This is a genomic window from Actinomadura sp. NPDC048021, assembly GCF_040653135.1.
Lineage (GTDB): Bacteria > Actinomycetota > Actinomycetes > Streptosporangiales > Streptosporangiaceae > Spirillospora > Spirillospora verrucosospora.
Genome location: NZ_JBEZJQ010000003.1, coordinates 164,098 through 187,858, shown reverse-complemented (window position 1 = coordinate 187,858; position 23,761 = coordinate 164,098). Strand labels below are relative to the sequence as shown.

Annotated in this window: 18 protein-coding genes; 8 read left to right on the top strand and 10 right to left on the bottom strand. The window is 72.1% G+C overall.

All coding sequences use genetic code 11. The annotated features are described in order from the left end of the window. Positions 1 to 127: 127 nt before the first annotated feature. Complete coding sequence (locus AB0C87_RS06720) at positions 128 to 676, top strand: YceI family protein (RefSeq protein ID WP_345180399.1); 549 nt, start codon at positions 128 to 130, stop codon at positions 674 to 676. Between the two features lie 47 nt (positions 677 to 723). On the opposite strand, the gene AB0C87_RS06715 is transcribed toward AB0C87_RS06720, so the two are convergent. Next, entirely contained in the window at positions 724 to 2,067 is a 1,344-nt protein-coding gene (locus AB0C87_RS06715; RefSeq protein ID WP_345180401.1) for an ATP-binding protein, read from the bottom strand. Between the two features lie 161 nt (positions 2,068 to 2,228). Here AB0C87_RS06715 and AB0C87_RS06710 point away from each other — a divergent pair, with 161 nt between their 5' ends. From AB0C87_RS06710 to AB0C87_RS06700, 3 genes are all read left to right on the top strand, one after another. Beyond that, the gene (locus AB0C87_RS06710; protein ID WP_345180403.1) at positions 2,229 to 3,698 is read left to right on the top strand and encodes a glutamate--cysteine ligase; all 1,470 of its coding nucleotides are present in this window, start codon (positions 2,229 to 2,231) and stop codon (positions 3,696 to 3,698) included. Between the two features lie 72 nt (positions 3,699 to 3,770). Next, entirely contained in the window at positions 3,771 to 4,457 is a 687-nt protein-coding gene (locus AB0C87_RS06705; RefSeq protein WP_345180405.1) for a response regulator transcription factor, read from the top strand. Further along, positions 4,454 to 5,524: an ATP-binding protein gene (locus AB0C87_RS06700; RefSeq protein ID WP_353832548.1), complete on the top strand. Its 1,071-nt coding sequence runs from the start codon at positions 4,454 to 4,456 to the stop codon at positions 5,522 to 5,524. Before AB0C87_RS06705 ends, AB0C87_RS06700 begins: the two co-directional genes overlap by 4 nt. On the opposite strand, the gene AB0C87_RS06695 is transcribed toward AB0C87_RS06700, so the two are convergent. Both AB0C87_RS06695 and AB0C87_RS06690 read right to left on the bottom strand, forming a co-directional pair. Beyond that, positions 5,502 to 6,056, bottom strand: a complete 555-nt coding sequence (locus tag AB0C87_RS06695; protein ID WP_345180410.1) for an NUDIX hydrolase — start codon at positions 6,054 to 6,056, stop codon at positions 5,502 to 5,504. The genes AB0C87_RS06700 and AB0C87_RS06695 overlap by 23 nt on opposite strands. Continuing rightward, positions 6,053 to 6,802, bottom strand: coding sequence for a UTRA domain-containing protein (locus AB0C87_RS06690; RefSeq protein ID WP_353832549.1), 750 nt, complete (start codon positions 6,800 to 6,802; stop codon positions 6,053 to 6,055). Before AB0C87_RS06690 ends, AB0C87_RS06695 begins: the two co-directional genes overlap by 4 nt. 126 nt (positions 6,803 to 6,928) lie before the next feature. On the opposite strand from AB0C87_RS06690, the gene AB0C87_RS06685 reads away from it, so the two are divergent. Beyond that, a complete protein-coding gene (locus AB0C87_RS06685; RefSeq protein ID WP_345180415.1) occupies positions 6,929 to 7,189 on the top strand; it encodes a hypothetical protein in 261 nt (86 codons plus the stop codon). On the opposite strand, the gene AB0C87_RS06680 is transcribed toward AB0C87_RS06685, so the two are convergent. Next, on the bottom strand, positions 7,190 to 8,398 hold the full coding sequence (locus AB0C87_RS06680) for a PucR family transcriptional regulator (RefSeq protein WP_244993805.1): 1,209 nt from the start codon (positions 8,396 to 8,398) through the stop codon (positions 7,190 to 7,192). A gap of 347 nt (positions 8,399 to 8,745) precedes the next feature. On the opposite strand from AB0C87_RS06680, the gene AB0C87_RS06675 reads away from it, so the two are divergent. Together AB0C87_RS06675 and AB0C87_RS06670 are read left to right on the top strand one after the other, a co-directional pair. After that, positions 8,746 to 9,759 carry an ABC transporter permease gene (locus tag AB0C87_RS06675; protein ID WP_345180418.1) on the top strand — a complete coding sequence of 338 codons (1,014 nt, stop codon included), beginning with the start codon at positions 8,746 to 8,748 and terminating at the stop codon, positions 9,757 to 9,759. Positions 9,760 to 10,198: 439 nt separating this feature from the next. Further along, a complete protein-coding gene (locus AB0C87_RS06670) occupies positions 10,199 to 12,196 on the top strand; it encodes a glycoside hydrolase family 15 protein (RefSeq protein WP_345180420.1) in 1,998 nt (665 codons plus the stop codon). Positions 12,197 to 12,367: 171 nt separating this feature from the next. Here the strand turns inward: AB0C87_RS06670 and AB0C87_RS06665 are convergent, their stop codons facing one another. The 3 genes from AB0C87_RS06665 to AB0C87_RS06655 all read right to left on the bottom strand — a co-directional run bounded on the left by AB0C87_RS06665 (position 12,368) and on the right by AB0C87_RS06655 (position 14,213). After that, positions 12,368 to 12,583, bottom strand: a complete 216-nt coding sequence (locus AB0C87_RS06665; protein WP_360576760.1) for a hypothetical protein — start codon at positions 12,581 to 12,583, stop codon at positions 12,368 to 12,370. A 28-nt stretch (positions 12,584 to 12,611) separates the two neighbouring features. Then, positions 12,612 to 13,469: a hypothetical protein gene (locus AB0C87_RS06660; RefSeq protein ID WP_360576759.1), complete on the bottom strand. Its 858-nt coding sequence runs from the start codon at positions 13,467 to 13,469 to the stop codon at positions 12,612 to 12,614. A gap of 135 nt (positions 13,470 to 13,604) precedes the next feature. Then, positions 13,605 to 14,213 (bottom strand): LysE family translocator, encoded by a 609-nt coding sequence (locus AB0C87_RS06655; RefSeq protein WP_360576758.1) that lies wholly within the window; start codon positions 14,211 to 14,213, stop codon positions 13,605 to 13,607. A gap of 108 nt (positions 14,214 to 14,321) precedes the next feature. On the opposite strand from AB0C87_RS06655, the gene AB0C87_RS06650 reads away from it, so the two are divergent. After that, on the top strand, positions 14,322 to 14,774 hold the full coding sequence (locus tag AB0C87_RS06650; RefSeq protein ID WP_185029243.1) for an Lrp/AsnC family transcriptional regulator: 453 nt from the start codon (positions 14,322 to 14,324) through the stop codon (positions 14,772 to 14,774). Position 14,775: 1 nt separating this feature from the next. Here the strand turns inward: AB0C87_RS06650 and AB0C87_RS06645 are convergent, their stop codons facing one another. The 3 genes from AB0C87_RS06645 to AB0C87_RS06635 form a co-directional block, all read right to left on the bottom strand. After that, positions 14,776 to 15,657, bottom strand: a complete 882-nt coding sequence (locus AB0C87_RS06645; RefSeq protein ID WP_345180430.1) for a carbohydrate-binding protein — start codon at positions 15,655 to 15,657, stop codon at positions 14,776 to 14,778. A 168-nt stretch (positions 15,658 to 15,825) separates the two neighbouring features. Continuing rightward, positions 15,826 to 17,160: a crotonyl-CoA carboxylase/reductase gene (gene ccrA, locus AB0C87_RS06640; RefSeq protein WP_345180432.1), complete on the bottom strand. Its 1,335-nt coding sequence runs from the start codon at positions 17,158 to 17,160 to the stop codon at positions 15,826 to 15,828. A gap of 39 nt (positions 17,161 to 17,199) precedes the next feature. Next, complete coding sequence (locus tag AB0C87_RS06635) at positions 17,200 to 23,688, bottom strand: SDR family NAD(P)-dependent oxidoreductase (protein WP_360576757.1); 6,489 nt, start codon at positions 23,686 to 23,688, stop codon at positions 17,200 to 17,202. Between the last annotated feature and the right edge of the window lie 73 nt (positions 23,689 to 23,761).

Genomic DNA, 23,761 nt, shown 5'->3' with positions numbered 1-23,761 from the left:
GTGCTCCGCGGGCCCTCGCCGATCCGTGCGGCCGGCCGGGAACAAGCGGGGATTGACAGCTGTTTGAACCCTCAACTAACCTTCGACGTGTTCGTTGAAGATTCAAGCATTTGACAAGGGAGACCCCATGAGCATCGCCGCCGTCGCCCCCGAGCTGACCGTCGGAACCTGGAACATCGACCCCGCCCACTCGGAGGTCACCTTCGTGATCCGGCACCTGATGACCAAGGTGCGCGGAACGTTCACCGACTTCACCGGGTCCGTGCAGATCGCCGAGGAGCTGTCGGAGTCCACCGCCACCGCGGAGATCAAGGTCGCCTCGATCGACACCCGCAACGCCGACCGGGACGCCCACGTGCGGACCTCGGACGTCCTGGACGTGGAGAACCACCCGGTCATGACCTTCACGACCAAGGGCGTCCGCGCGCAGGACGGCGAGTACCTCCTGGACGGCGAGCTGACGATCAAGGACGTCACCCGCCCGATCACCCTCACGGTCGAGTACAACGGCGTCGGCGAGGACCCGTGGGGCGGCACCCGCGCCGGCTTCTCCGCCGCCACCACGATCAACCGCAAGGACTGGGGCATCGAGTTCAACGTGCCGCTGAAGGGCGACAAGGCCCTGCTCGGCGACAAGGTCGACATCCAGCTGGAGGTCCAGGCCGTTCGCGCCTGAGCTCTCCCGCCACTGACGAAAGGGCCGCCCACCGGGCGGCTCTTTCGCTATTCCAGGGGCAGGCGCAGGGCGAACCGGGCGCCGGACGGGTGGTCCTCGATCCGCAGCGTCCCGCCGTGCGCCCGGGCGATCTCGCGGGCGATCGCGAGGCCGAGGCCGGCGCCGCCCGCCCCGCGGCTGCGCGCGGTGTCCAGGCGGGTGAAGCGCTCGAACACGCGCTCCCGGTCGGCGGGCGCGATGCCGGCGCCGTCGTCGGTGACGACGAGCAGCGCCCGCCCGTCCCGCCTGCCCACCTCCACCGTCACCCGCGACCCGGCGTAGCGCTCGGCGTTGTCGAGAAGGTTGCCGAGCAGCCGGACGAGCTGCATCCGCACCCCGCGCACCACGACGCCGGGGGACAGCTCGGTGACGATCTTCAGCTCGGACGGGCGGCGGCCGACCTCGGCGCCGGCGAGCGCGGCCAGGTCGATCGGCTCCTGCGCCGCGGTCCCGCCGGTGCCGATGCGGGCGAGCAGGAGGAGGTCGGTGACGATCGACTCCAGCCGGTCGGTGTCGCGCAGCGCCGACGCGATGACGCCCCGCAGGTCGTTGTCCTCCGGGTGCATGGAGGCGTCCTCCAGGTTGGCCCGGAGCCCGGCGATCGGGGTGCGCAGCTCGTGCGAGGCGTCGGAGGCGAACTGCCGCTGCCGCGCGACGGCCCGCTCCAGCCGGTCCAGCGTCTCGTTGGCGGTGCGGGCGAGCTGGGCGATCTCGTCCTGGCCCGGCGGCTGCGGCACCCGGCGGCTGAGGTCGGTGGCGCTGATCTCCGCGAGCTGCGCCCGGATCGCCTCGACGGGGCCGAGCGTGCGGCCGACGACGCGCCAGGTGATCCCCGCGGCGACCGCGGCCAGCAGCAGCACGCCCGAGCCGAGCATCCCCTCCAGCAGACCGTTCACGAGGTAGGACGGCTGCCGCGCGGCCGCGTACACGACGACGGAGTCGGGCGCGGTGCTCACGCGGATGGCCTCGGCCACGAAGCATTCGCGGTGCGGCCACCGTCCGCGGCACTCGCTGAAGTCCTGGACCCGCATGTTGCTCGGCGGCCAGAATCTGCTCACCGGCGGCCTGTCCGTTGCGGCGGGTGTGGCGTTCGTCACCCGCCCGCCGGGCTCGACGACCTGGATCAGCACGCGGCCGCGGGAGCCGTCGCGGATCGCGCCCTCCAGCGTCCCGTCGCGCACGCCGCCGCTGACGCGCCGGGCGTCCACCTGCGTCCGGCGCAGCAGTTCCGCCTTGACGGTGCTGCGCACGGCGACGTCCACGCCGATCGCGGTGACGCCCAGCACCAGTGCGGCGATCACGGCGGCGACGAGCGTGTCCCTGGCCCGGATGGACCGGGGGCGCATGCGCATGGGTCCTCCACGACCGACGTACCGGCTTCCCGGCAGGACGACACACGCTACCGGCCGGTCACGAAACGGGGAGCCCGAAACTGCACGCCGTGTTTTCACCTTCGCTTACTGGGACATCCCGTTTTATGACGATTCCCTCCGGAGTACAGGGACGGACACACATGGGCAGGGACGTGGCTTCGGTCGCCATCAGCGGCGAGGACCGGCGGCGGTATCGCGACAAGGTGCGCAGGTGCCTCGACGTACTGGCCCGGATGCTGGGCGAATCCCAGTTCGACTTCGAGCGCCCGCACATAGGCCTGGAGATCGAGCTCAACCTGATCGACTCGCTCGGCGACCCGCTGATGCGCAACGCGGACGTGCTCAAGGCGATCGCGGACCCGGCGTGGGCGACCGAGCTGGGCCAGTTCAACCTTGAGATCAACATCCCGCCCCGCGAGCTCGGCGGCGAGGGCACCGGAGCCCTGGAGACGGAGGTCCGCGACCATCTCGCGCACGCCGACGACCGCGCCCGCGAGGTCGGCGGCCGGCTCGTGATGATCGGGATCCTGCCGACCCTGCGGCGCACCGACATCGGCGAGGAGACCCTGTCGGCCAACGCGCGCTACAAGATGCTGAACGACCAGATCTTCGCCGCCCGCGGGGAGGAGATGCGCATCGCCATCGACGGCCCCGAGCCGCTGCGCATGCACACCGACACGATCATCCCCGAGGCCGCCTGCACCAGCGTCCAGTTCCACCTCCAGGTCAGCCCCGACGAGTTCGGCGCCTACTGGAACGCGGCCCAGGCCATCGCCGGCGCCCAGGTCGCGATGGGCGCCAACTCGCCGTTCCTGTTCGGGCACCGGCTCTGGCACGAGACCCGCATCACCCTGTTCGAGCAGGCCACCGACACCCGCCCCGACGAGCTGAAGAGCCAGGGCGTCCGCCCCCGCGTCTGGTTCGGCGAACGCTGGATCACCTCCGTGTTCGACCTCTTCGAGGAGAACACCCGGTACTTCCCGTCCCTGCTGCCGCTGTGCGACGAGGAGGACCCCCGCGAGGTGCTCGAGCAGGGCGGCATCCCCGAACTCGGCGAGCTCACCCTCCACAACGGAACGATCTACCGCTGGAACCGTCCCATCTACGCCGTCGTGAAGGGCCGCCCCCACCTGCGCGTGGAGAACCGCGTCCTGCCGGCCGGGCCGTCCGTCGCCGACGTCGTCGCCAACGGCGCCTTCTACTACGGCGTCGTCCGGATGCTGGCCGAGGAGGACCGTCCCGTCTGGTCCCGCATGTCCTTCGCCACCGCCGAGGAGAACCTGCACCGCGCCGCGCGCGACGGCCTCGAATCGACCCTCTACTGGCCCGGCATGGGCGAGGTGCCCGCCGCCGAGCTCGTCCTGCGCAAGCTGCTGCCCCTCGCCCACGAGGGCCTCGACCGCTGGGGCGTCGACCCCGCCCGCCGCGACCGCCTCCTCGGCATCATCGAGCGCCGCTGCGTCACCGGCCAGACCGGGGCCGCCTGGCAGATCGACACCGTGCGGACCCTGGAGGAGGAGCACGGCGTCGGCCGCCACGACGCCCTGCGCATGATGACCCGCGCCTACGTCGAGCACCTGCGCGACAACGAGCCCGTGCACACCTGGTAACCCGAAGATCTTCACAGGTCCCGCACAAATCACACCCTGCCTCCCCGAACCGGCCTTCTAGAGTCGGGTGGCGTGAGTGCACACGAGACGCGCGTCCTCGTCGTCGAGGACGAGCCGACGATCGCGCGGGCGGTGGCCGACCGGCTGGCGGCCGAGGGGTTCGGCGTCGAGACGGCCGGGGACGGGCCGTCGGCGGTCGAGCGCGCCCGCGCCTACGAGCCGCACCTCATCGTGCTGGACGTGATGCTGCCCGGATTCGACGGCCTCGAAGTCTGCCGCCGGGTCCAGGCGGAACGCCCCGTGCCCGTGCTGATGCTGACGGCGCGCGACGACGAGACCGACCTGCTCGTCGGCCTCGGCGTCGGCGCCGACGACTACGTGACCAAGCCGTTCAGCATGCGCGAGCTCGTGGCGCGCATCCGCGCCGTGCTGCGCCGCGTCGAGCGGCCCGCGATGGACGCCGGGGACGGCCCGGTGCGCGTCGGAGAGCTGGAGGTCGACCAGCGGGCCCGCCGGGTGCGGCGCGACGGGCGCGAGGTGCACCTCACCCCGACCGAGTTCGACCTGCTCGCGTGCCTGCTGCGCAACCGCGGCGCGGTGCTCACCCGCGCCGTCCTGCTGGAGCAGGTGTGGGACTGGGCGGACGCGTCCGGCACCCGGGTCGTCGACAGCCACGTCAAGGCGCTGCGGCGCAAGCTCGGCCAGGAGCTGATCCGCACCGTGCACGGCGTCGGCTACAGCCTGGAGGCCGCGCCGTGACCGCCGAGGGCGCCCGGTTCGCCCGCCGGCTGTGGGCGCGGCTGCCCCGGCCGCTGGACCCGCTCCGGTCGATCAAGGTGAAGTTCGGCGTCGTGGTCGTCGTGACCGCGTGCGTCGCCGTCCTGATCGTGCTGTGGGGGTACCCGTTCGGATTCCGCGCCCGGCAGACGATGCCGGTCGGCGTGCTCCTCTCGCTGGTCGTCACCCAGCTGCTCGCCCACGGCATGACCGCGCCGCTGCGCGAGATGACCGCGGCGGCGCGGGCGATGGCGCGCGGCGACTACAGCCGCCGGGTGCGCGCCACCTCGCGCGACGAGGTCGGGGAGCTGGCGCAGGCGTTCAACCGGATGGCCGCCGACCTCGCCGAGGTCGACCGGCAGCGCCGTGAGTTCGTCGCGAACGTCTCCCACGAGCTGCGCACCCCCATCAGCGCGCTGCGGGCCGTGCTGGAGAACGTCGCCGACGGCGTCACGCCCGCGACGCCGGACGTCCTGGAGACGGCCCTCGACCAGACCGAGCGGCTCGGCCGCCTCGTCACCCAGCTCCTGGACCTGTCGCGGGTCGAGGCGGGCGCGGCGGCGCTCGACGTGACCGACCTCGACGTCGCCGCGTTCGTCGCCGACGTCGTCGCGGAGGCGCGGGCGGGCCGCCCGGAGGCGGTGTTCGAGCCGGACGTCACGCCCGGCCTGCGCGCCGCCGCCGACCGCGACCGCCTCCACCAGGTCGTCGCCAACCTGCTCGACAACGCCGCCCGGCACAGCCCGGACGGCCGCCCCGTCACGATCACCGCCCGTCCCTCGCACCCGCCCGGCGGACTGGTCGTCGAGGTGGCCGACGAGGGGCCCGGCATCCCGCCCGAGGAGCGCGCCCGCGTGTTCGAGCGCTTCTCCCGCGGCTCCGCGTCCGGCGCCGGCACCCCCGGCGGCGGCACCGGGCTCGGCCTCGCCATCGCGAACTGGGCCACCGAGCTGCACGGCGGCGACATCACCGTCATGGACACCCCGAGCGGCTGCCGCATCCGGGTCGTGATCCCCCCGGACCCCGCTACCCGGTCGAGTCCATGGTGAGCAGGGCGTACGCGGCGAGGGTCGAGTCGTCGGTGATGCGGCCGTCCCGGACGAGCGCCCTGAACTCCTCCCGCGTCACCCACTTCTGCCGCATGTCCTGCTCCTCGGGCTCCCGGTCGGCCTCCCCGGCCTCCAGGTCGGACGCGACGAAGACGGTGAAGCCCTGACCGCTCGTCCCGTGCGAGCAGTGCAGGTACCCGAGGCGCCGCAGCGTCCCGGCGCGCAGCCCGGTCTCCTCGGCGAGCTCCCGCCGGGCCAGCTCCTCCGGGTCGGCCTCGCGCCGGCCCGGGGCCGAGCCCTGCGGGAAGTTCCACGTGCGCCTGCCGATCGGGTACCGGTACTCCTCGACGAGGTGGAACCCGTCGCCCTCCACCGGGATGACCAGCACGAAGTCTGGCTTGTCGACCACCCCGTAGATGCCGCGCGAGCCGTCCAGCCGCTCGACCTCGTCCTCCCGGACGACCATCCAGGCGTTCTCGTAGACGACCCGCGACGCGACCTGGCGCACGGCGGGCCGCTCCTCGCCGCTCACACGCCCGCCCCGTAGCGGTAGACGAGTTCGTGCCGGTCGCCGACCACCACCCGGTGGGTGGCCTCGACGACCCGGTCGCGCTGGTCGTGGGCGCGGCGCCACAGCGTCAGGACGGGCTGGTCGGGCTTGATCTCCAGTGCCTCCTGCTCCTCCGGGCGGGGCAGCCGGCACGTCACCGTCTCCTCGAACGTGATCCGGTAGCCCGCCTCCTCCAGCCGGGAGTAGATGCCGCCCGGACCCGTGTCGACCTCGCGCAGCACCGGGACCTCCTCCACGATCTCAAGGATCACCCAGGTCGTCGCCGTCTGGACCGGCGGCTCCCCCTCGACGCCCTGGACGCGCGCCCGCTCCAGCACCCGCGTCCCGGGCGGGACGTCCAGGCGGAACGCGAGCCGGTCGTCGGCCTCCACCTCGGCGACGGCCGTCCGGGTGAACGGGGTGCGCCCGTCCCGCCGCGCCGACACGTGGAACCCGCGCCACCCCCCGACCTGCCGGGTGATGTCGGACGCCGCGCGCCGCACCCGCGGAGCCTCCCGCACCTGCGCGCCCGCGCCGTGCCGCAGCCGGACAAGGCCCTGCTCGGCCAGCAGCCGCAGCGCCCGCCGGACGGTGGAGCGGTCGGCCTCGTACACGCGCGCCAGCTCGCGCTCGGACGGCAGCCAGGCCGCCGGGTCCAGTTCGCCCTCGACGATACGAGCGGCGAGCGCGTTGCTGATCGCCTGTGCCTTCGCGGGGGGTCGCGGCATACCAGATCCTGCTCCAGGTCGGTGCATTGACCTCATACCGTACAGATCCCACTCGCTCCCGCCCCCTCTTGGGGTTGCCGCGAACGCATTGTGGTCAGTGTTTGGTGGTTCTATGGTAGACCTACCATGAACCGACCGAGGGAGCCCCGCTTCATGTCGGCGACCATGTGCATGCCCGGTTGGCACAGCGAACGCTCGGACGCCGGCCTGCGCGCGACCCGCGTCACCCCCCTGTCGGACTACCAGCTCCTCAACGGCTGCCTCGAAGAGATCGTCGCCGCCGACGAGGGCGAGCTCTGGCTGCTCTGCGACGCGCAGACCCGGCTGGCCGAGCGCGTCGCCACCGCCGAGCGGCTGCGGTCCTCCCGTCACGCCGCGCAGCCCTGATCAGCCCCGCCGCAGGCTGACGACCTCGCCCGACTCCCCGACCGCCGCACGGGCCGGCGGCATGATCCGCTCCCCCGCGTTGTCGGCCAGCAGCGCCCGGGCGCGCAGCACGATCTCCAGGTCGAAGCGCAGGTCCGGGTCCAGGAGCTGGTCGCCGAACAGCTCCTCCAGCTGGCGCAGCCGGTACCGGACGGTCTGCGGGTGGACGTGCAGCCGCATCGCGACCTCGTTGGCGTTGCGCCCCGACTGCAGCCACGCCAGCAGCGTCTCGGCGAGCCGGTCCTGCTGGCTGGCCCGCAGGTGCGCCAGCGGCGCGAGCCGCAGGTCGGCCAGCGAGGTGATGAGCCCCTCGTCCTGGAACAGGATCAGCGTGGACATGTGCTCCACGCTGCGGATCACGCCGCTGTCGGCCTCGATCACGCCGCGCTGGACCAGGCACAGCGTCTTGCGCGCCCACTGGATCGAGCGCGCCGCCTCCATCAGCGGGACGGTCGGGCCGACGACCGCGAGCGTCCCGGACAGGGCGCGGTCCACGAGCTTGGCGCGGCCGGGGCCGTCCGGGTCGGGGATGATCAGGCTGGGGGTGCGGCGGGTGAGGTCGGCCAGCACGTCCGGCGGGAACGCGGGCTGGCGGGTGTCGGCGTGGTGCCGGCCGAGCGCGACCGCGGCGACCGTCCGCGGGACGGGCCAGTGCGCGGCGGCGGCGAGGTCGGCGATCGCCTCCTGCGCGGCCGGCGGGTCGGCGAACAGCAGGTCGAGCAGGCGCTTGCGGCGGCGCTGCATCTCCCCCGCGACCGCCGCCTTGGCCTGCGAGAACCCCTCGGCGGCCGCGTGCGCGAGCTCGTCCTGGAACTGCATCAGGACCTCGCCGACGGCGCCGAGCGTGCGCGGCGGCACCTGCAGCGCCTCGGCGCCCTCGGTCATCCGGCGCCACGCCACCATGCCGCCGACCCGCATCGCCGTCTGCATCGCGTCGAGGCTGCGTCCCTCGCCCGCCTCGCCGCGGCCGATGGCGCGGAAGAAGTCGGTCACCGGAGCGGGGTCGTGGCCGGGGTCGGCCACCCGCTCGACGAAGAAGTGGAGCACGCGCTCCACGGCGAGCCGGAGGGTCCCCGAGTAGGAGCCGTCCCCCGGCCGGTCGTACTCCCTGACGCGCGTCTGAATCTCCTGGATCATGTCGTCCGCCACCTCGTCGAGGTGGGGTCGCATGTGATCCGCCAGTTCCCTCGGCAGATCCGCCCACGGGCGCCCGCTGGTGGTCGAACCGTCGTTCGCCACAGAACCTCCCAGCTCCGTCCCCCTGCGTTGCGCGCCGTTCACACGGGGTAATTACTTACTTATGGGACCTGTGTGGGGCAAATCATGACCCGCGACGTGCCCGAGGCGCAAAGTCTAGGTCGGCGAACGACCAGGTTCGGCCGGTGACGTGAGAAAAATTCACAAACTTCTCCGGCCGGGGAAGCGGTTCCGTGACTTCCCCGAGACCGCCCTGATCAACAGGGTGCTCATCCTGGGTTCAGGCCCGGTGCGAGGCCGGGCGGACGGGACCGGGACACGTGTTCGCCTACTTCGTCCGGCGCCTCATCGGCGCCGCCCTCATGCTCCTGCTGATCACTCTGGTGACCTTCGGCATCTTCTTCTGGTTACCGAAGCTGGCCGGGCAGAGCACCGACCAGATCGCCGCCGCCTACGTCGGCCGGGCCTCCACCGCCGAGGCGATCGAGGCGACCAAGGAGCGGCTCGGGCTCGACGACCCGGTCGTCGTGCAGTACGGCCACTACCTGGAGTCGATCGTCGCGGGCGCGGACTACGACGCCGGCCCGGTCACCGACCACTGCCCGGCGCCGTGCCTCGGCTACTCGTTCCGCAGCAGCCAGCCGGTCCTAGGAACGCTGCTGGACCGGGCCCCGGCGACTCTCTCCCTGGCCCTGGGCGCGGCGGTCGTCTGGCTCGCGGGCGGCATCGCCACCGGCGTCCTGTCGGCGCTGCGCCGAGGCTCGGCCTGGGACCGCGCCGCCATGATCATCGCGCTGGGCGGCGTCTCGCTGCCGATCTACTTCACCGGCCTGGTCTCCCTCGCGCTGTTCTCCTACACCCTGAAGGTCTTCCCAGGCGGCGGCAGCTACCGGCCCCTCACCGACGACCCCCTGACGTGGTTCCACGCCCTGGTCCTGCCCTGGGTGACGCTCGCGTTCCTCTACGCGGCCATGTACGCGCGGCTCACCCGGGCCGGCATGTTGGAGACGATGACCGAGGACTACATCCGCACCGCCCGCGCCAAGGGCGTCCCGGAGAGGTCCGTCGTGACCCGGCACGCGCTGCGCTCCTGCCTGACCCCGATCATCACGGTCTTCGGCCTCGACCTCGGCCTGCTCATCGGCGGCGCGGTGCTGACCGAGAACACCTTCAGCATCCCCGGCCTCGGACAACTCGCCCTCAGCTCGGTCCAGAGCGGCGACCTGCCCATGGTCCTGGGCGTCACCCTGCTCACGTCCGCCTCGATCGTCCTGCTCAACCTGCTGGTCGACCTGCTCTACGCGGTGATAGACCCCCGCGTGCGACTCGCCTGACCCCCGCGGCCGTATCGCTCTCAACCGAGGCTTCGCGCCCGAATCCTTCAGGTTGGCCGGATACGGCCAAACCGGCGTCCTGGCGCCCCTGACGACGGGACGCGTTGCGGACCGCACCACTCCGGACGGTGACCGCCCTCCACCCATGATCGGCGCCACGGGCCTCATCGTGCCTGGCGGCTTTGCGCGCCGCGCCCGTCCGGCTGGCTTCGCGCCGTCCCGGAACCGGGCTCCCGCTCCGCCGAAGCGCGGCAACTTATCACCTCCCCGTTTCCCCCAACAATGATCAAGCCGGTGTGAGAGGCGGGACGGTAACGCCCGTGGGTCCTGCGTGTGTCGGCTGTGTTGCTTCCGTCTGACATCCACGGACGGTCACGAATGTGTGCCACCTCACGTGGCGCACGCAACACACCCAACAACCCAGAGAGGAGAGAACGCTATGCGTAGCGAGCTCTCAGTACTGCTGCAGCGGATGCGGTGGCGCAGCCCCGCAAACGCCGCGGCAACCGCCGTGGTCGCCGGCATCGCCGACGCCCTCGGCCGCAAGTACACGTCCCCCGACATCGGCGACACCGCCGTCATCGGGAACGGCCACGGCCGCCTCGCGGTCTTCGACTTCGCCGGGAACGTCTGCTCGTGGAACGTTCCCTTCGGGCACGGCGTGCCGGTCTGCAACGGCCTGTACGACGGATCGAAGACCACCGCGTTCCGGCTCGGCGTGGCCGGTGAGGACCGTCCGACGGACATCCGGTTCAAGGCCAACTCGGCCACCCTGGTGTCAACCTGGACGAGCCCCACGGGGCAGGCCAGGGAGGAGGCCGTCATGGTGGGGTCCCCGACGACCCCCGACGGCAACCAGCTGGTGCGAAGGCTCACCTGTGAGAGGGGGAGCGTCACCGCCACGCTGGACTTCCGCCTCCGCTACGGCCACGCGGGCGAGCAGCCGGTCCAGTGGACCGTCCTGCGATCCGGGCGCGGCTTCACGGAGTGCGTCGCTACCGTGGGGAACGTGAAGATGTTCTTCACGACCAACATGCACCTCACGTTCGAGGAGGGCGGGACCTCGGTCAGGGGGTCTCTGCTCCTGAAGGCCAAGAAGTCCGCCTTCTTCGCGGTCGGAGGACACGACAGCCTGTCGCCGCGGACCGACAAGGAGGCAAAGCGCCTCATCGTCGAGTCCGACAAGGGCTGGCTGAAGTACGTCCAGAGCCTGCGGAACCTCCGCGGCAAGTACGCCGAGATCGCGCTCCGAAGCGCGATCAACCTGCGGCTGCTGGGCTTCGGAAACGGGGGCTCGTTCTACGCGGCCGCCACCCGGAGCCTCCCGGAGGACGACCCGCGGCTCGGCCAGGCCGTGCGGTGCTGGGACTACCTGAAGGACTGGGAGCGTGACGGCGTCCTGACGGTGCTCAGCCTGACGGACGCGGGGGACCCGAAGGTCCTCCTGGCGCGCTACCAGTGGTACAAGAAGCTGCACGACATCCGCCGCAGGCTGGCGATCATGCACGAGGTCGACGGCGGCAACGTCGCGAGCAACCTCGAGGTCGTCATCCCCGGGATCGGTCACCGCGGCTCGGTCTACCGCGTCGGCAACGGCGCGGGCGACCAGAAGCAGCACGACTGGATCTCGTACGCGGCGGAGGTGTGCTACCGCCTGGCGCTCCAGGGTCTGATCGACCTGGAGTTCGTGGCGTCCCTGGCCGTTCAGGCCAGGGCGGCCATGTTCGAGCCGTGCTCCGGCGTCTGGGAGATCCGCCCCGCGGAGAACCAGGAGAACGGCGCGAAGTTGCGGGTCTACGCCTCGGCGCAGATCCTCAACGGCCAGGCTCTGGCCTACTTCTCCAAGATCTTCGAGATGGCGGGGGAGCAGGAGAAGGCCCGGGAGTACAAGGCCCTGGCCGCCAAGGTCATGCCGTGGGTGCGGGACGAGTGCGTCAAGCACGGCGTCATCGTGGCCGCGCCCGACATGCCCGTGCTGGACTCGTCGATCCTCCTCGCCTTCATGCAGGCGCCGGACATCTTCGAGTCCGTGGACGAGGAGCTGGTGCGCGCTACGGCGCTCGCCATCGACGCGCCCCACACCGCCGCGGGACCCCTCAAGGGGCTCCGCGTCGGCAAGGGGCACGTCCGCTACCACGCGGCCGAGTTCCAGGACGGCATCTCCCTCGCCGAGGAGGGGCTGTTCAACAACATCACGGGCTGGCTGGCCATCGTGTTCCTCCTGCTCGGCATGCCCCGACGTGCCGAGACCCTCATGGGGGAGCTGATGGGCATCCTCAACCGGGTGCGGCAGGCCACCGAGGAGAACACCCCCGAGGGCCACGCCCTCGGGAACCTGAACCAGGCGTACGTCTACCAGGCGATCATCTGGTTCGCTCTCCTCTTCGAGGCCCTCATGGCCGAGATCGAGGAGGCGCTGGCCGCTGAGGCGGTCTAGCACACCAGCCGCACCGTGCAACTCGCGGTACGGCAGTAAGTGAATCGTGCCGGCCCGTGCCTTCGGGCACGGGTCGGCACGACCACACCAGAACACCGGTCCGGCTCGTACCCTTCGGGGCACGAGCCGGACTCTTGTGTGAACCGACGCGCCAGCCCCCGGACCAAGCCCTCAGTCGAAGAGATCCTCAGCCGAATCAGCACTGACCGCACGCCGGATCCAGCGCTCGATCTGCTCGGAATCGCTACAACCCTCGACCTGAGCACGAACACCCGCAGAAACATCAAGCCCGCGCGCCTCAAGCATGAGCAACAGCGCCTTCACCTCCCCCTCGGCGCGGTGGGTGAGGGCGAACTCTGACTGCCACTCGTACCTGTCGAGCTTCACCACGTCCTCCATGAGGTCACGGGCAGTGTCAGGTGAAGAGATCCTCAGCCGAGTCGGCACTGACCGCACGCTGGATCCACCGCTCGATCTGCTCGGGATCAGTACATGCTTCGACCCGCGCGCGGACATCCTCGGAGACATCGAGACCGCGCGCCGCAAGCATCAGCAGCAGAGCCTTCGCCTCCCCCTCGGTACGCCCTTCGGCGCGGTGGGTGAGGGCGAACTCTGACTGCCACTCGTAGTTGTCGAGCTTCACCATGTCCTCCATGAGTTTGCGGGCGGCGTCAGAGAACCGCGACATTACGTAGTCATGATAGAGCGCTCCGGTGTCGCCGGTGAGTGAGCCGATGGCGGCGGAGAGGCCCCGGAGGACGGCTTCCGACTGCGGGCCGTCCGCGTGGGCGGGGGCGCTGAGGACCGCCAGTTCGGGGAGGCGGCGAGCGTGGTCCGGGTCGGTGATGGGGGGCAGCATCTCGGGATGGACGGTCAGGGGCTTGAGCACCCAACCGGGGTGTCCCATGTCGATCGGGACGGCGCATCCTCGTGCCGTGGCCTGGTCCGGGCACAGGACGAGAAGCACCACGGGGCAGCGGCGGCGCAGGCGCAGCGACGCCAGGTAGGCGGGCCAGCTGTAGGTCTTCTGGCGTAAGGCTCGTAGCTGGGATTCGACCACGACGCCCAGAACGGGGGACTTCGGGTCGCCGAGCAGGACGGTGGCGTCGCAGCGCAGTTCAGCAGGGTTGGTGTCGGCGTAGGACTCCGACGCCAGCGTGGCTCGCGCGTTGGTGGACACGTCGAGTCCGAAGACGCTCCGCAACATCTCGGGGACGAGCTGCGGCCTGTTGCGGACCATCTCCAGCGGTAGCTCGTGTTCGTTGGTGGGCATGAAAGCAAGCTAAGAGTAATCACTTGGCAACGTAGAGCTATCGAGCCGATTCGGTCCCTGCGTGCCATGGCAGGGAGGATCGCCATAGCTCGATCGCGCTATCGAACTGGCCGGGGAGGGCGGTTGGTGTGCTGGTCAGGGGAGTAGGTGGGGGAGGAGGAGCCAGGTGCCCAGGGCGGTCATCGCGGCTCCGGAGAGGCGGGTGATCGTGCGGGCGGCTGCGGGGCGGGGGTTGAGGATGGTGCGGGTCAGTGTGCCCAGGCAGAGGTAGAACGCGGCGCAGGTGGCCATGAAGGTCAGGCCCAGGACGGCGAGTTGGGCGGGGACCGGCCAGGCGTCACGCGGATCGGTGAACTGGGGCAGGAGGGCCAGGAAGATCAGCAGGCCCTTGGGGTTGAGGCCGCTCACGCCGACGCCGCGCAGGAAGGTGCCCCAGCCGGTGCCGGTGCCGGTCCGGACGTCGAGGGGGCCGGGGCGGGCGACGGTCGTCGCGCCGTGCCAGATGAGGTAGAGGCCGCCGACGACGGTGAGGGCCGTCAGGGCGGACGGGGAGCCGGCGACCAGCGCGCCGACGCCTGCCGCGACGATCGCGGTCACCGCGGCGTAGCCGGTGACCAGCCCGGCCACGGCGGGTACGACGCCGCCGCGCAGTCCGGTGGAGAGGGTGAAGGCCCAGTCCGCGCCCGGGACGGCGATGAGCAGCAGGGACACCGCCCAGAACGCGAGCACCGATCCCGCTGCCATCGCATTCCTCCCCTTCTGGCGGCCATTACGGGGAGAATACGTTTGAACTGGCGGAAAATGGTTTCGACTTTTGGCCGTTCAGAACCCTTTTGTGGAAGAATCTGCTTTGTGGACGCCATCGATCGGAAGATCCTTGCCGTGCTCCAGGAGGACGGCCGGTTGACGGTCACCGAACTGGCGGCGCGGGTGGGGTTGAGCGTCTCGCCGTGCCACCGGCGGCTGCGGGAGCTGGAGCGCGGCGGCACGATCCGCGGGTACCGCGCGGTCGTGGACGCCGCCGCGCTCGGCCTGACCTTCCAGGCGCTGGTCTTCGTCACCATGCGGCAGGAGGACCGCGACACGCTGCTCGGCTTCGAGGCCGCCGTCGCGAGGGTGCCGGAGGTGGTGCAGGCCCAGCGCCTTTTCGGCGACCCCGACTATCTGCTGCGCATCGTCACCGCGGACCTGAAGGCCTATCAGGAACTGGAGGACGACGTCCTCGCGGCGTTGCCGGGGGTGCAGCGGCTGAACTCCACGCTGGTGATGAAGCACGTCGTGAACGATCGGCCGCTGCCCACCTGAGCTACTGCCTGACGATCCAGTGGTCGTTCGCGCCGGCGCGGACGAATTGCAGGGACGGGCAGAGATAGTCGCGGGGGTTCGGGGTCGCGGTCGGCTGCCAGGGCGAGTCCGAGGCGGTCGCCGGGCTCCAGGCGCCGTTCCTGCGGAGCTGGATGGAACTGCTCTCGAAGACGACGTTCTTCGCGTCCGCGCAGTAGTAGGCGTTGCCCGTGCTCGGGTCGCGGGACGCGTAGATCTCGAAGATGTCCCAGCCATAGGTCAGCGAGCTCGTGTCCCGGCCCGACTTGCTGTAGAAGAGGCTCCAGGAATTCGTCGTGTAGTTGTACAGGTACGCCGACCACGCGTTGGTGGAGGCGTTCGTCCTGACGAGCTGGACGCTGTAGGCGGGGCGCCCGTTCACGCTCTTGGTGTAGGTCCGGAGGAAGTTCGCGTCCATCTTCACCTCCTTGGCGGGCCCGTTGCCGCCGCACCAGTCCCAGGCCCAGATCTCGTTTCCGACGACCTGGGAGTAGACGGTCGTGATCTCCATGCAGGACCCGGCGGCCTTGACGGTGGGCGTGTAGGTGAAGTCGGCGCTGTTGGACACCCGATAGCTCGTGTCGACGCTGTGGGTGGCGGTCAGCCCGTCGTGGGAGCCGGCGGCCGGTTCGACGCCCCAGAAGTGGTGGATCTGCTCGCGGCGCAGGCGGGAACGGTGCAGGTCGCGGAATCTCTGCACGGCCCGGGCGTTGCGGGCGTCGGGGACGAAGGTGCGGGCGCCCGCGACGTGCCCGCGTTTCGGGGCGGTCGGGTCGGGAGCGGAGGGGGCCGCGGAAACGCTCGCGGCGGGAATGGCGGTAAAGGCGGCGAGAACGGCGCAGGCGAGCAGGGTTCGACGCTGCATCACGCGACTCCTTGTTGCGGGGGGGCGGTCTGCTAGCGCGCGCTGGTGCCGTCCCAAAGAATCGCTATCCGCGCCTCATACTGTCAACGAAACGTTTTTCAACCCGCCTTCAGAAAGCGTAGAAGAAAAGGGACGGGCCCCGCGCTCCGGGCCCGTCCCGCACGCGTTTCAGCGGCGGTAGAGGTTCAGCTTCTCCTCGCCGATGCGCTCGCGCAGCGCCGGGTCGTCCACCCCCTGGCCCTCGCCGGTGGCGCCGCACAGGACCGCGACCTTGCCGATGTGCTGGTTCGTCTGGACGGCCCGGGTCGCGTCGCCCGCCTCGTCCAGCGGGAAGACCTTCGACAGCGTCGGGTGGATCATGCCGAGGCCGATCAGCCGGTTGATCTCGACGGCCTCGTGGTAGTTGAAGCCGTGCGAGCCGATGATGCTCTTCAGCCGCATCCAGAGGAACCGGTTGTCGTACTCGTGCCGGTACCCGGTGGAGGAGCCGCAGGTGACGATCTTGCCGCCGCGCTTGGCGACGTAGACGGACGCGCCGAACGTCTCGCGGCCGAGGTACTCGAACACGATGCCGGGGTCCTCGCCGACGAGCCGGCGGATCGCCTCGCCCAGCATCCGGCCGGCCTTCGGGTGCCGCAGGCCCTGCTCGCCGAGCTCCAGGTCGTTGCGGTTGATGATGTGGTCGCAGCCCTGCGAGCGGACGATGTCGGCCTTCTCCTCGGAGGAGACCACGGCGACCGGGATGCCGCCGCCGTTCTTCACGAGCTGCGTCGCGAACGAGCCGAGCCCGCCGGTCGCGCCCCAGATCAGCACGACGTCGCCCTGCTTCATGCGGGCGCCGTGCGACCCGACGAGCATCCGGTAGGCGGTCGCGGCGCACAGCGTGTTGGAGCCCGCCTCCTCCCACGTCAGGTGGGCGGGCTTGCGGATCAGCTGGTTCGCCTTGACGATGCAGTACTCGCCGAGCGACCCGAAGTTCGTCTCGAAGCCCCACGCGAGCTGGCTCTCCGACATCATGCCGTCGTCGTAGGAGCCGTGGTCCTCCTCGTCCACGTAGGACGGGGACAGCACGACCTTGTCGCCGACCTTCCAGCTCTTCACGCCGCTGCCGGTGCGCACGACGACGCCCGAGCCGTCCGAGCCGAGGATGTGGTACGGCAGGTCGTGCCGGGCGCCGTACCAGCCCTGCCGGCCGAACTTCTCCAGGAACGCGAACGTCGGGACCGGCTCGAAGATCGCCGACCAGACGGTGTTGAAGTTGATCGCAGCGGACATCACCGCGACGACGCACTCGTCGGGCGCGAGCTCGGGCATCTCGACCTCGCCGACGTGCAGGGAGCGGCGCACGTCCTTGTCGGTCTGGCCTTCGAAGATCCCGACCTCGTCCTTGCGGGTGAACGCCGCGCGGAAGCGGGTCGGCAGGTCGATCTCCTGCAGCTCGGGACCGCTCGCGCCGGACCGGACGGCGTCGAGCAGGGCGTGGGACGGGCCGGGGTGGGCCATGGGGAAGTCCTCCGTGGAACGGGGTTCGGGGGGCGGCCCTCAGCGGGCCGTGATCGGCGCGGGGACGGCGTCGCTCTCCCGCCGTCCCGCGAGCCTGGCCTCCAGGTGCGCGGCGAGAACGCCCACACCGGGCGGGTCGAGCAGGTTGAGATGGTGCGCGCCGGGGATCGTGACGATCTCCAGGTCGGCGCAGAGCCCGCCGAAACCGTTGGTCCCGTCGAGCACGTAGCGTGCGTCCCGCACGGCCCAGGGGGTCTCCTCGGGCGCGTGGTACAGGATGACGTGCCCGTCGTAGGGCTCCGGCTTGTACGCCTCCAGGGAACGGGTGTCCTGGTGGGACGTGAGCTGGTGGGTGAGCGCCGCCGGGGGGATGTGGTCGACCAGCGGCGCCGCACGCTCCATGACCAGCGCGAACTGCGACTCCTCGTCCAGCCCGGACAGCTCCTCGTAGGTGAGGGCGACCTCCAGGCCGTAGGTCTCGTTGATGTAGTCGGCGAACGCGGAGAAGCGCCGGGCGAGCGTGTCGGACTCGTCGTCCACCGCGAGCGGGAGGCCCGCGTCGAACAGCGCGACGAACTCGACCTCGCGGCCCGCCCGCGCCAGCTGCCGGGCGGTCTCGTAGGCGAGGACGCCGCCGAACGACCAGCCGCCGAGCCGGAACGCGCCCTCGGGCTGCGCCTCCACCAGGTGCCGGACGTAGCGGGCGGCGCGCTCCTCGACGGGCGGCGCGTCCTCGAACCGCTCCAGCCCGTACACCGGCTGGTCGTCGCCGAGCAGGTCGACGAGCTGGCGGTAGCAGGCGGTGGTGCCGCCGGCCGGGTGCCCGATGAAGATCGGACGCCGGTCCCCGGTGGATCTGAGCGGCCGGACGGTCTGCCGCGCCGCCTCCTCGTCGGCCGCCCTGAGGTACTCGGCGACGTTCTGCGCCGTCGGCGTCTCGAACAGCTCCCCGCGGGTGACCTCGCCGCCGACCTCCCGCGCGACGAGGGCGACGACCCGGTCGGCGTCGCGGTCCCGGCCGCCGAGGTCGGCGAAGAAGTCGGCGGTGACGCCGACGCGGTCGAGGCCGAGGACGTCCTCGAAGATGCGGACGGCGAGGCGCTCGGCGGCGTCGCGCGGCATGACGTACCCGGACTCGGCGTTCGACACCGCCGCGGGGGCGGGGGCGCCGGCGTCGGCGAGGCCGAGCTCGCGGGCCGCCCACTCCTCGAAGACGTTCACGCTGGCGCCCTGGAGCAGCACCGACGCCGGGACGGTCAGCCCGAGGTCGTGCTCGACGCCGCTCTTGATCCGGACCGCGACGAGGGAGTCGAGGCCGAGGTCGGTGAGCGGGACGGACGGGTCGAGGCGCTCCGGGTCGAAGCCGAGCACGGCCGCGATCCGGTGCCTGACCTGAGCGGCGATCATCTTGCGGGCGGTGGCCGGATCGAGCTCCCCGAGCGCCTCCACGCCGGGCCAGTCACCGGCGTCGCCCGCGCCCAGCTCGTCGGCCGCCTCGGTGAGCGCGGCGAAGTAGGGCATGTTCCGGATCTCCGGGAACAGGCCGACGGCGGTGGCGGGGTCGAAGCGCAGCACGCCCGTCGCCGCCCTGCCGTGCACGAGGAGGGCCTCCAGCGCCTCCGCGCCCTCCGCCGGGCTGATCGGGTCGATGACGGCGACCGACGTCTCGGCGGCCCCGCCGACCCGCGACCACGTGCCCCAGTTGATGGTGGTCCCGGGGCGGCCGTTCGCGCGCCGGTACGCCATGAGCGCGTCGGTCGCGGCGTTCGCGGCGGCGTAGGCGGCCTGCCCCGGCGAGCCGAGCAGCGCGGCCGCCGAGGAGTGCGTGACGAGCCAGTCGAGGTCGAGGTCCCAGGTGGCCTCGCTGATCCGCCGGGCGCCCTCGACCTTCGCCGTCCACACCCTGTGGAGATCCTCCGGGCCGAGGTCGGCGATCAGCCGGTCGTCGATCGCTCCGGCGCCGTGCACCACCCCGCACAGCCTGGCGCCGCCCTCCTGGGCGACCGCGACCAGGCGTTCGGCCGTGCCGGGCCGGGCGATGTCACCGAGCACGACGCCGACGTCGACGCCGTCCTCGCGCAGGCGGGCGATCACCTTCTCGGCGTCGGCGTCGGGGCCGCCGCGCCCGGACAGGACGATGCGCCCGGCGCCCCGTTCGGCCAGCAGCCGCGCGGTGACCAGGCCGATCCCGCCGTACCCGCCGGTGATGACGTACGCGCCGCCGCGCCGGACGGCGCGCTTCTTCCTGGCCGGCGTCTCCGGCAGGACGGCCTGCGCGAGGCGCGCCACGTGCCGGGTGCCGGCGCGCCAGGCGACCTCCCGCGCGTCGTCGCCCGCGAGCAGTTCCGCGACCAGATCGGCGGGACGGTCGACGTCCACATGGGTGGCGCGCTGGACGGTGCGTTCGAAAGCCAGAACCCTGGTGAGCGCGCTGACGAACCCGTGGCCGGGCACGCCCTCCCCTGCCAGGGGCAGCGCGGATCGGGTCGCGATGTAGAGGCGGGGGCCGTCGGGCAGCGAGCGGCTCACCCCGGCGACGGCGAGGACGAGTTCCTCGTCCACGAGATCGGCGGGCGGGACCAGCACGACGCCCTCGACCGGCTCGGCCATGGCCGGATGGTCGTCCGGCGGCCGGTTCGTCGGCCGGTGCCGGATGACGCGCCTCCCGCGCTCCTCCAGCCCGGCGGCCGCCGCGGTGCCCAGCGCGTCGTCCTCGTCGGCCAGCACCAGCCAGGTACCGCCTTCGGACGGCTCGGCGCCCTCCGGGAGGGGCGTCTCGTCCCAGACGAGTTCGACCAGCTTGTCGGCGAGCGGGACGGGGATGTCGTGGCGCTCGACCCGGCGGAGCACGATGCCGGTCGCCTCGGCGAGGACCTGGCCGTCCGCCGCCAGGAGCGCGACCGAGCCCGTCACGCCCTCCTCGCCCCGGACGACCCTCGCCTGGACGTGGCCGCCGCGGTGCGTCGGGCCGAACACGCGGAGGCTGCCGATCGTCTCGGCCTGCCACACGCCGCCGTCGCCGCCCGCCGCCTCGTCCGACAGCACGGCCAGGCAGCGGTCGAAGACCTCGGGGTGCAGCCGGTAGTGGCGGCTGCCGCGCTCGGCGGCGGCGACCTCGGTGGCCGCGCCCGGCCCGGACGCGGCGGGGGGACGGCGGTCCTCTCCGACGTCCGCGCTGGCCAGCCGCGCCCACGTGCCCGCCGGGGTCAGCGCGTGGATCTCCACCCGCTGCTCCGCCTCGGTGAACGTCGTCGTCACGGTCGCGTGGTCGGCGAGCGCGAGCGGCCGCTCCATCCACAGGCTGTTGACACGGACGTCCTCGGTGCCGAGCGCGGCCGCGCCGGCGGCGAGCGCCATCTCCGCGAACGCCGCGACCGGCAGGGCGTGGACCCCCGCCTGAGCGCCGGCGCCGGCCGCGCCGCGCAGCCACGGCTGCGCGGCGAGCCCCACGTCGGCGCGCCAGGCGTGCCGGTCTTCGCCGGGAAGCTCCACATGCGCCCCCAGGAGGGGGTGTTCATCGCGCTTGCCCGATGTGCTCGCCGACAGGTCGACCCAGTGCCGCTCGTGCCGCCACGGCGACTGCGGGACGTCGACGATCCGCCCGTCCACGGGCCTGCCGATCGTGTGCCCGTGCGCGGCCAGGGTGGCGAGCTGCGCGTGGAACGCCAGCGTGTCGTCGGTCTCCTGGCCCTTCGGCGCCCGCTTGAGCGTGTGGGTGACGAGCGCGCCCGTCCCCTCCAGGGTCTCGCCCACCGCGTGCGCCAGGATCGGGTGCGCGTTGACCTCGACGAACGTCCGGAAGCCGTCCTCGGCGGCGGCCGCGACCGCGTCCGTGAGCCGCACCGCGTTCCGCAGGTTCGCCGCCCAGTGGTCGACGCCGAGGGCGGACGCGGAGTCGAGGTACGCGCGGGGATCGTCCTGGGCCGTGGTGTAGAGCCTGATGCCCTCGGCGAGCGGGGCGCCCCGCTCGGCCCCCACGCCGGCGAGGAGTTCGCGCAGCTCGGGCAGGAGCGGGTCGACCTGGGGCGAGTGGCCGGCGCCCTCGGCCTGCACCATCCGGGCGAGCCGGCCCTCGGCCTCGGCCCGCTCGACGATCTCGGCGACCTGGCCGGCGTCGCCGGTGACCACGGTCTGCCTCGGCGAGGAGTGCACGGCCGCGTAGACCTCGGGAAGCCCCTCGCCGAGCCGCGCGACCTCCGCGGCGGACGCGCCGAGGACCGCCATCGCGCCGCCGCCGACGAGCCGCGTCAGCAGGCGCGACCTGCGGCAGATGACGCGGACGCCGTCCTCCAGGGTGAGCGCGCCCGCGACGACGGCCGCGGCGACCTCGCCCATCGAGTGGCCGACCACCGCGCCGGGCGTGACGCCGTACGCCCTCCACATGCGGGCGAGGGCGATCTGGATCGCGAACAGGACCGGCATCGTGTCGGCCGGCCCGTCCGGTTTGCGGCCCTCTTCGAGGAGCGACCACAGGTCGGGGCCGCCCTCCTCGGCGAACAGGCCGTCCAAGTCGTCGATGGCCTCGGCGAACGCGGGCTCCTCCTCCAGGAGCCGCTGCGCCATGCCCGCGCGCTGCGCCCCGTACCCGGAGAACACCCAGACGGGACGGCCGGGCGCACCGAGCGCCGTCCCCGTCACCACGCCCGGGTGGGGACGCCCTTCGGCCAGGGCGGTCAGCCCTTCGACGAGCCCTGCGCGGTCTCTGGCGGCGACGGCGGCGCGGGCCCGTCCGCGGCCGGCGCGCCGGTGCAGGGTGCGGGCGACGTCAGCGAGCTTCACGTCCTGGTTCGGGAGCCACTCGGCCAGCAGGGCCGCGTGGTCGCGGATGCGGTCGTCGCTGGTGTCGGACAGGGGGAACGTCCTGACCACGGCCGGTTGGACGGTCGTCTCCTGCGCGGGAGCCTCTTCCAGGATGACGTGCGCGTTCGTCCCGCCGAAGCCGAACCCGGACACGCCCGCCCGTGCGGGCCGCCCCCGGTCGGGCCACGGCGTCTCCTCGGCGACGACCGCCAGGCGCAGCTCGTCGAACGGGATGTGCGGGTTGGGCTCCTTGTAGTGCGCGCTGGGCGGGATGACCCGGTGGTGCAGCGCGAGGACCGTCTTGATGAGGCCCGCTATGCCCGCCGCGGACTCCATGTGCCCGAGATTGGACTTCGCGGAGCCGAGCAGCAGCGGCTCTCCGGGGCCGCGGCCCGCGCCGAGGACCTCGCCGACCGCCTTGGCCTCGATGGGGTCGCCCAGGAACGTCCCCGTTCCGTGGGCCTCGACGTAGTCGACCTCTCGCGTGTCGACGCCCGCGCTCGCGTAGACGTCCCGCAGCAGGGAACGCTGCGCGTCGGAGTTGGGGGCGACGAGGCCGTTCGAGCGCCCGTCGGAGTTGACGCCGGAGCCGCGGATCACGGCGAGGATCCGGTCGCCGTCCCGTTCCGCGTCCGACAGCCGCTTCAGGACGACGGCGCCGCAGCCCTCCGCGCGGACCATGCCGTCGGCGGAGGCGTCGAACGCCTTGCAGCGCCCGTCCGCCGCCGTCCCGCCGGCGAGGTCGAACGTCATCGTGACGGTCGGCGACAGCAGCAGGTTCACGCCCCCGGCCAGCGCGACGTCGGCCTCGCCGCCGCGCAGCGCCTGCGCGGCGAGATGCACCGAGACCAGCGACGACGAGCAGGCCGTGTCGACGATCATGCTGGGGCCGCGCAGGTCGAGCAGGTACGACAGCCGGCCCGCGATGATGCCGAGCGACGCGCCCGTCGCCGTGAACGGTTCGAGCGAGGCCAGGTCGGACGCGGTGAACGCGGCGTACTCCGGCGCGGAAACGCCGACGAACACGCCCGTGCGGCTGCCGCGCAGCGACGCCGGGCCGATGCCCGCGTGCTCGAACGCCTCCCACGCCACTTCGAGGACGAGCCGCTGCTGCGGGTCCATGACCGCGGCCTCGCGCGGGGTGATGCCGAAGAACTGCGCGTCGAACCCGGCGACGTCGCGCAGGAAACCGCCGAGCCGCGTCGTGCGGTCGAGCAGGTCGCCGACCTCGGGGGAGCCGTCGTCGAACGCGTCCCACCGGCCGTCCGGCACCTCGCGGATCGCGTCGCCGCGCCCGGTCAGGAAGCGCCAGTAGTCGTCCGGCCCGGTCAGGTCGCGGCCGCCGCCGGGGAAGCGCAGCCCGGCGCCGACGACGGCGATGGGCTCCTCGCTCGCGGCCCGCCTCGCGGCCGGCTCCGGCGCCGGGGCCTGCGCGGGGGTCCCGCCGGCCAGCGCGACGGAGAGCTTGTTGATCGTCGGGTGTTCCCAGACGAGGGTGGCGGGGAGGGCTCGCCCGAGCATCTGCTCGAGCTCGCCGGCGATCGCGACCGCGTCCCTGGAGGCCAGACCGAACTCCTCCAGCGGCCGGTCGGGGTCGACTTCGGCGGCGGTGGTCCTGGAGCGGCGCGCGATCTGCTCGATCAGGTGCCGGCGGACCGAATCCTCGCTGATCCGTGTCTCGTCCTGCGCGTTCTCCCGCGCGGCTCCGGAACGATCGTTGCTCTGCATGCGGTGCGTTCCCCCCATGAAACCGGGATCGTTCGTCGAAGCGGAGGGACCACTTTGTCTCACGATGACCGAC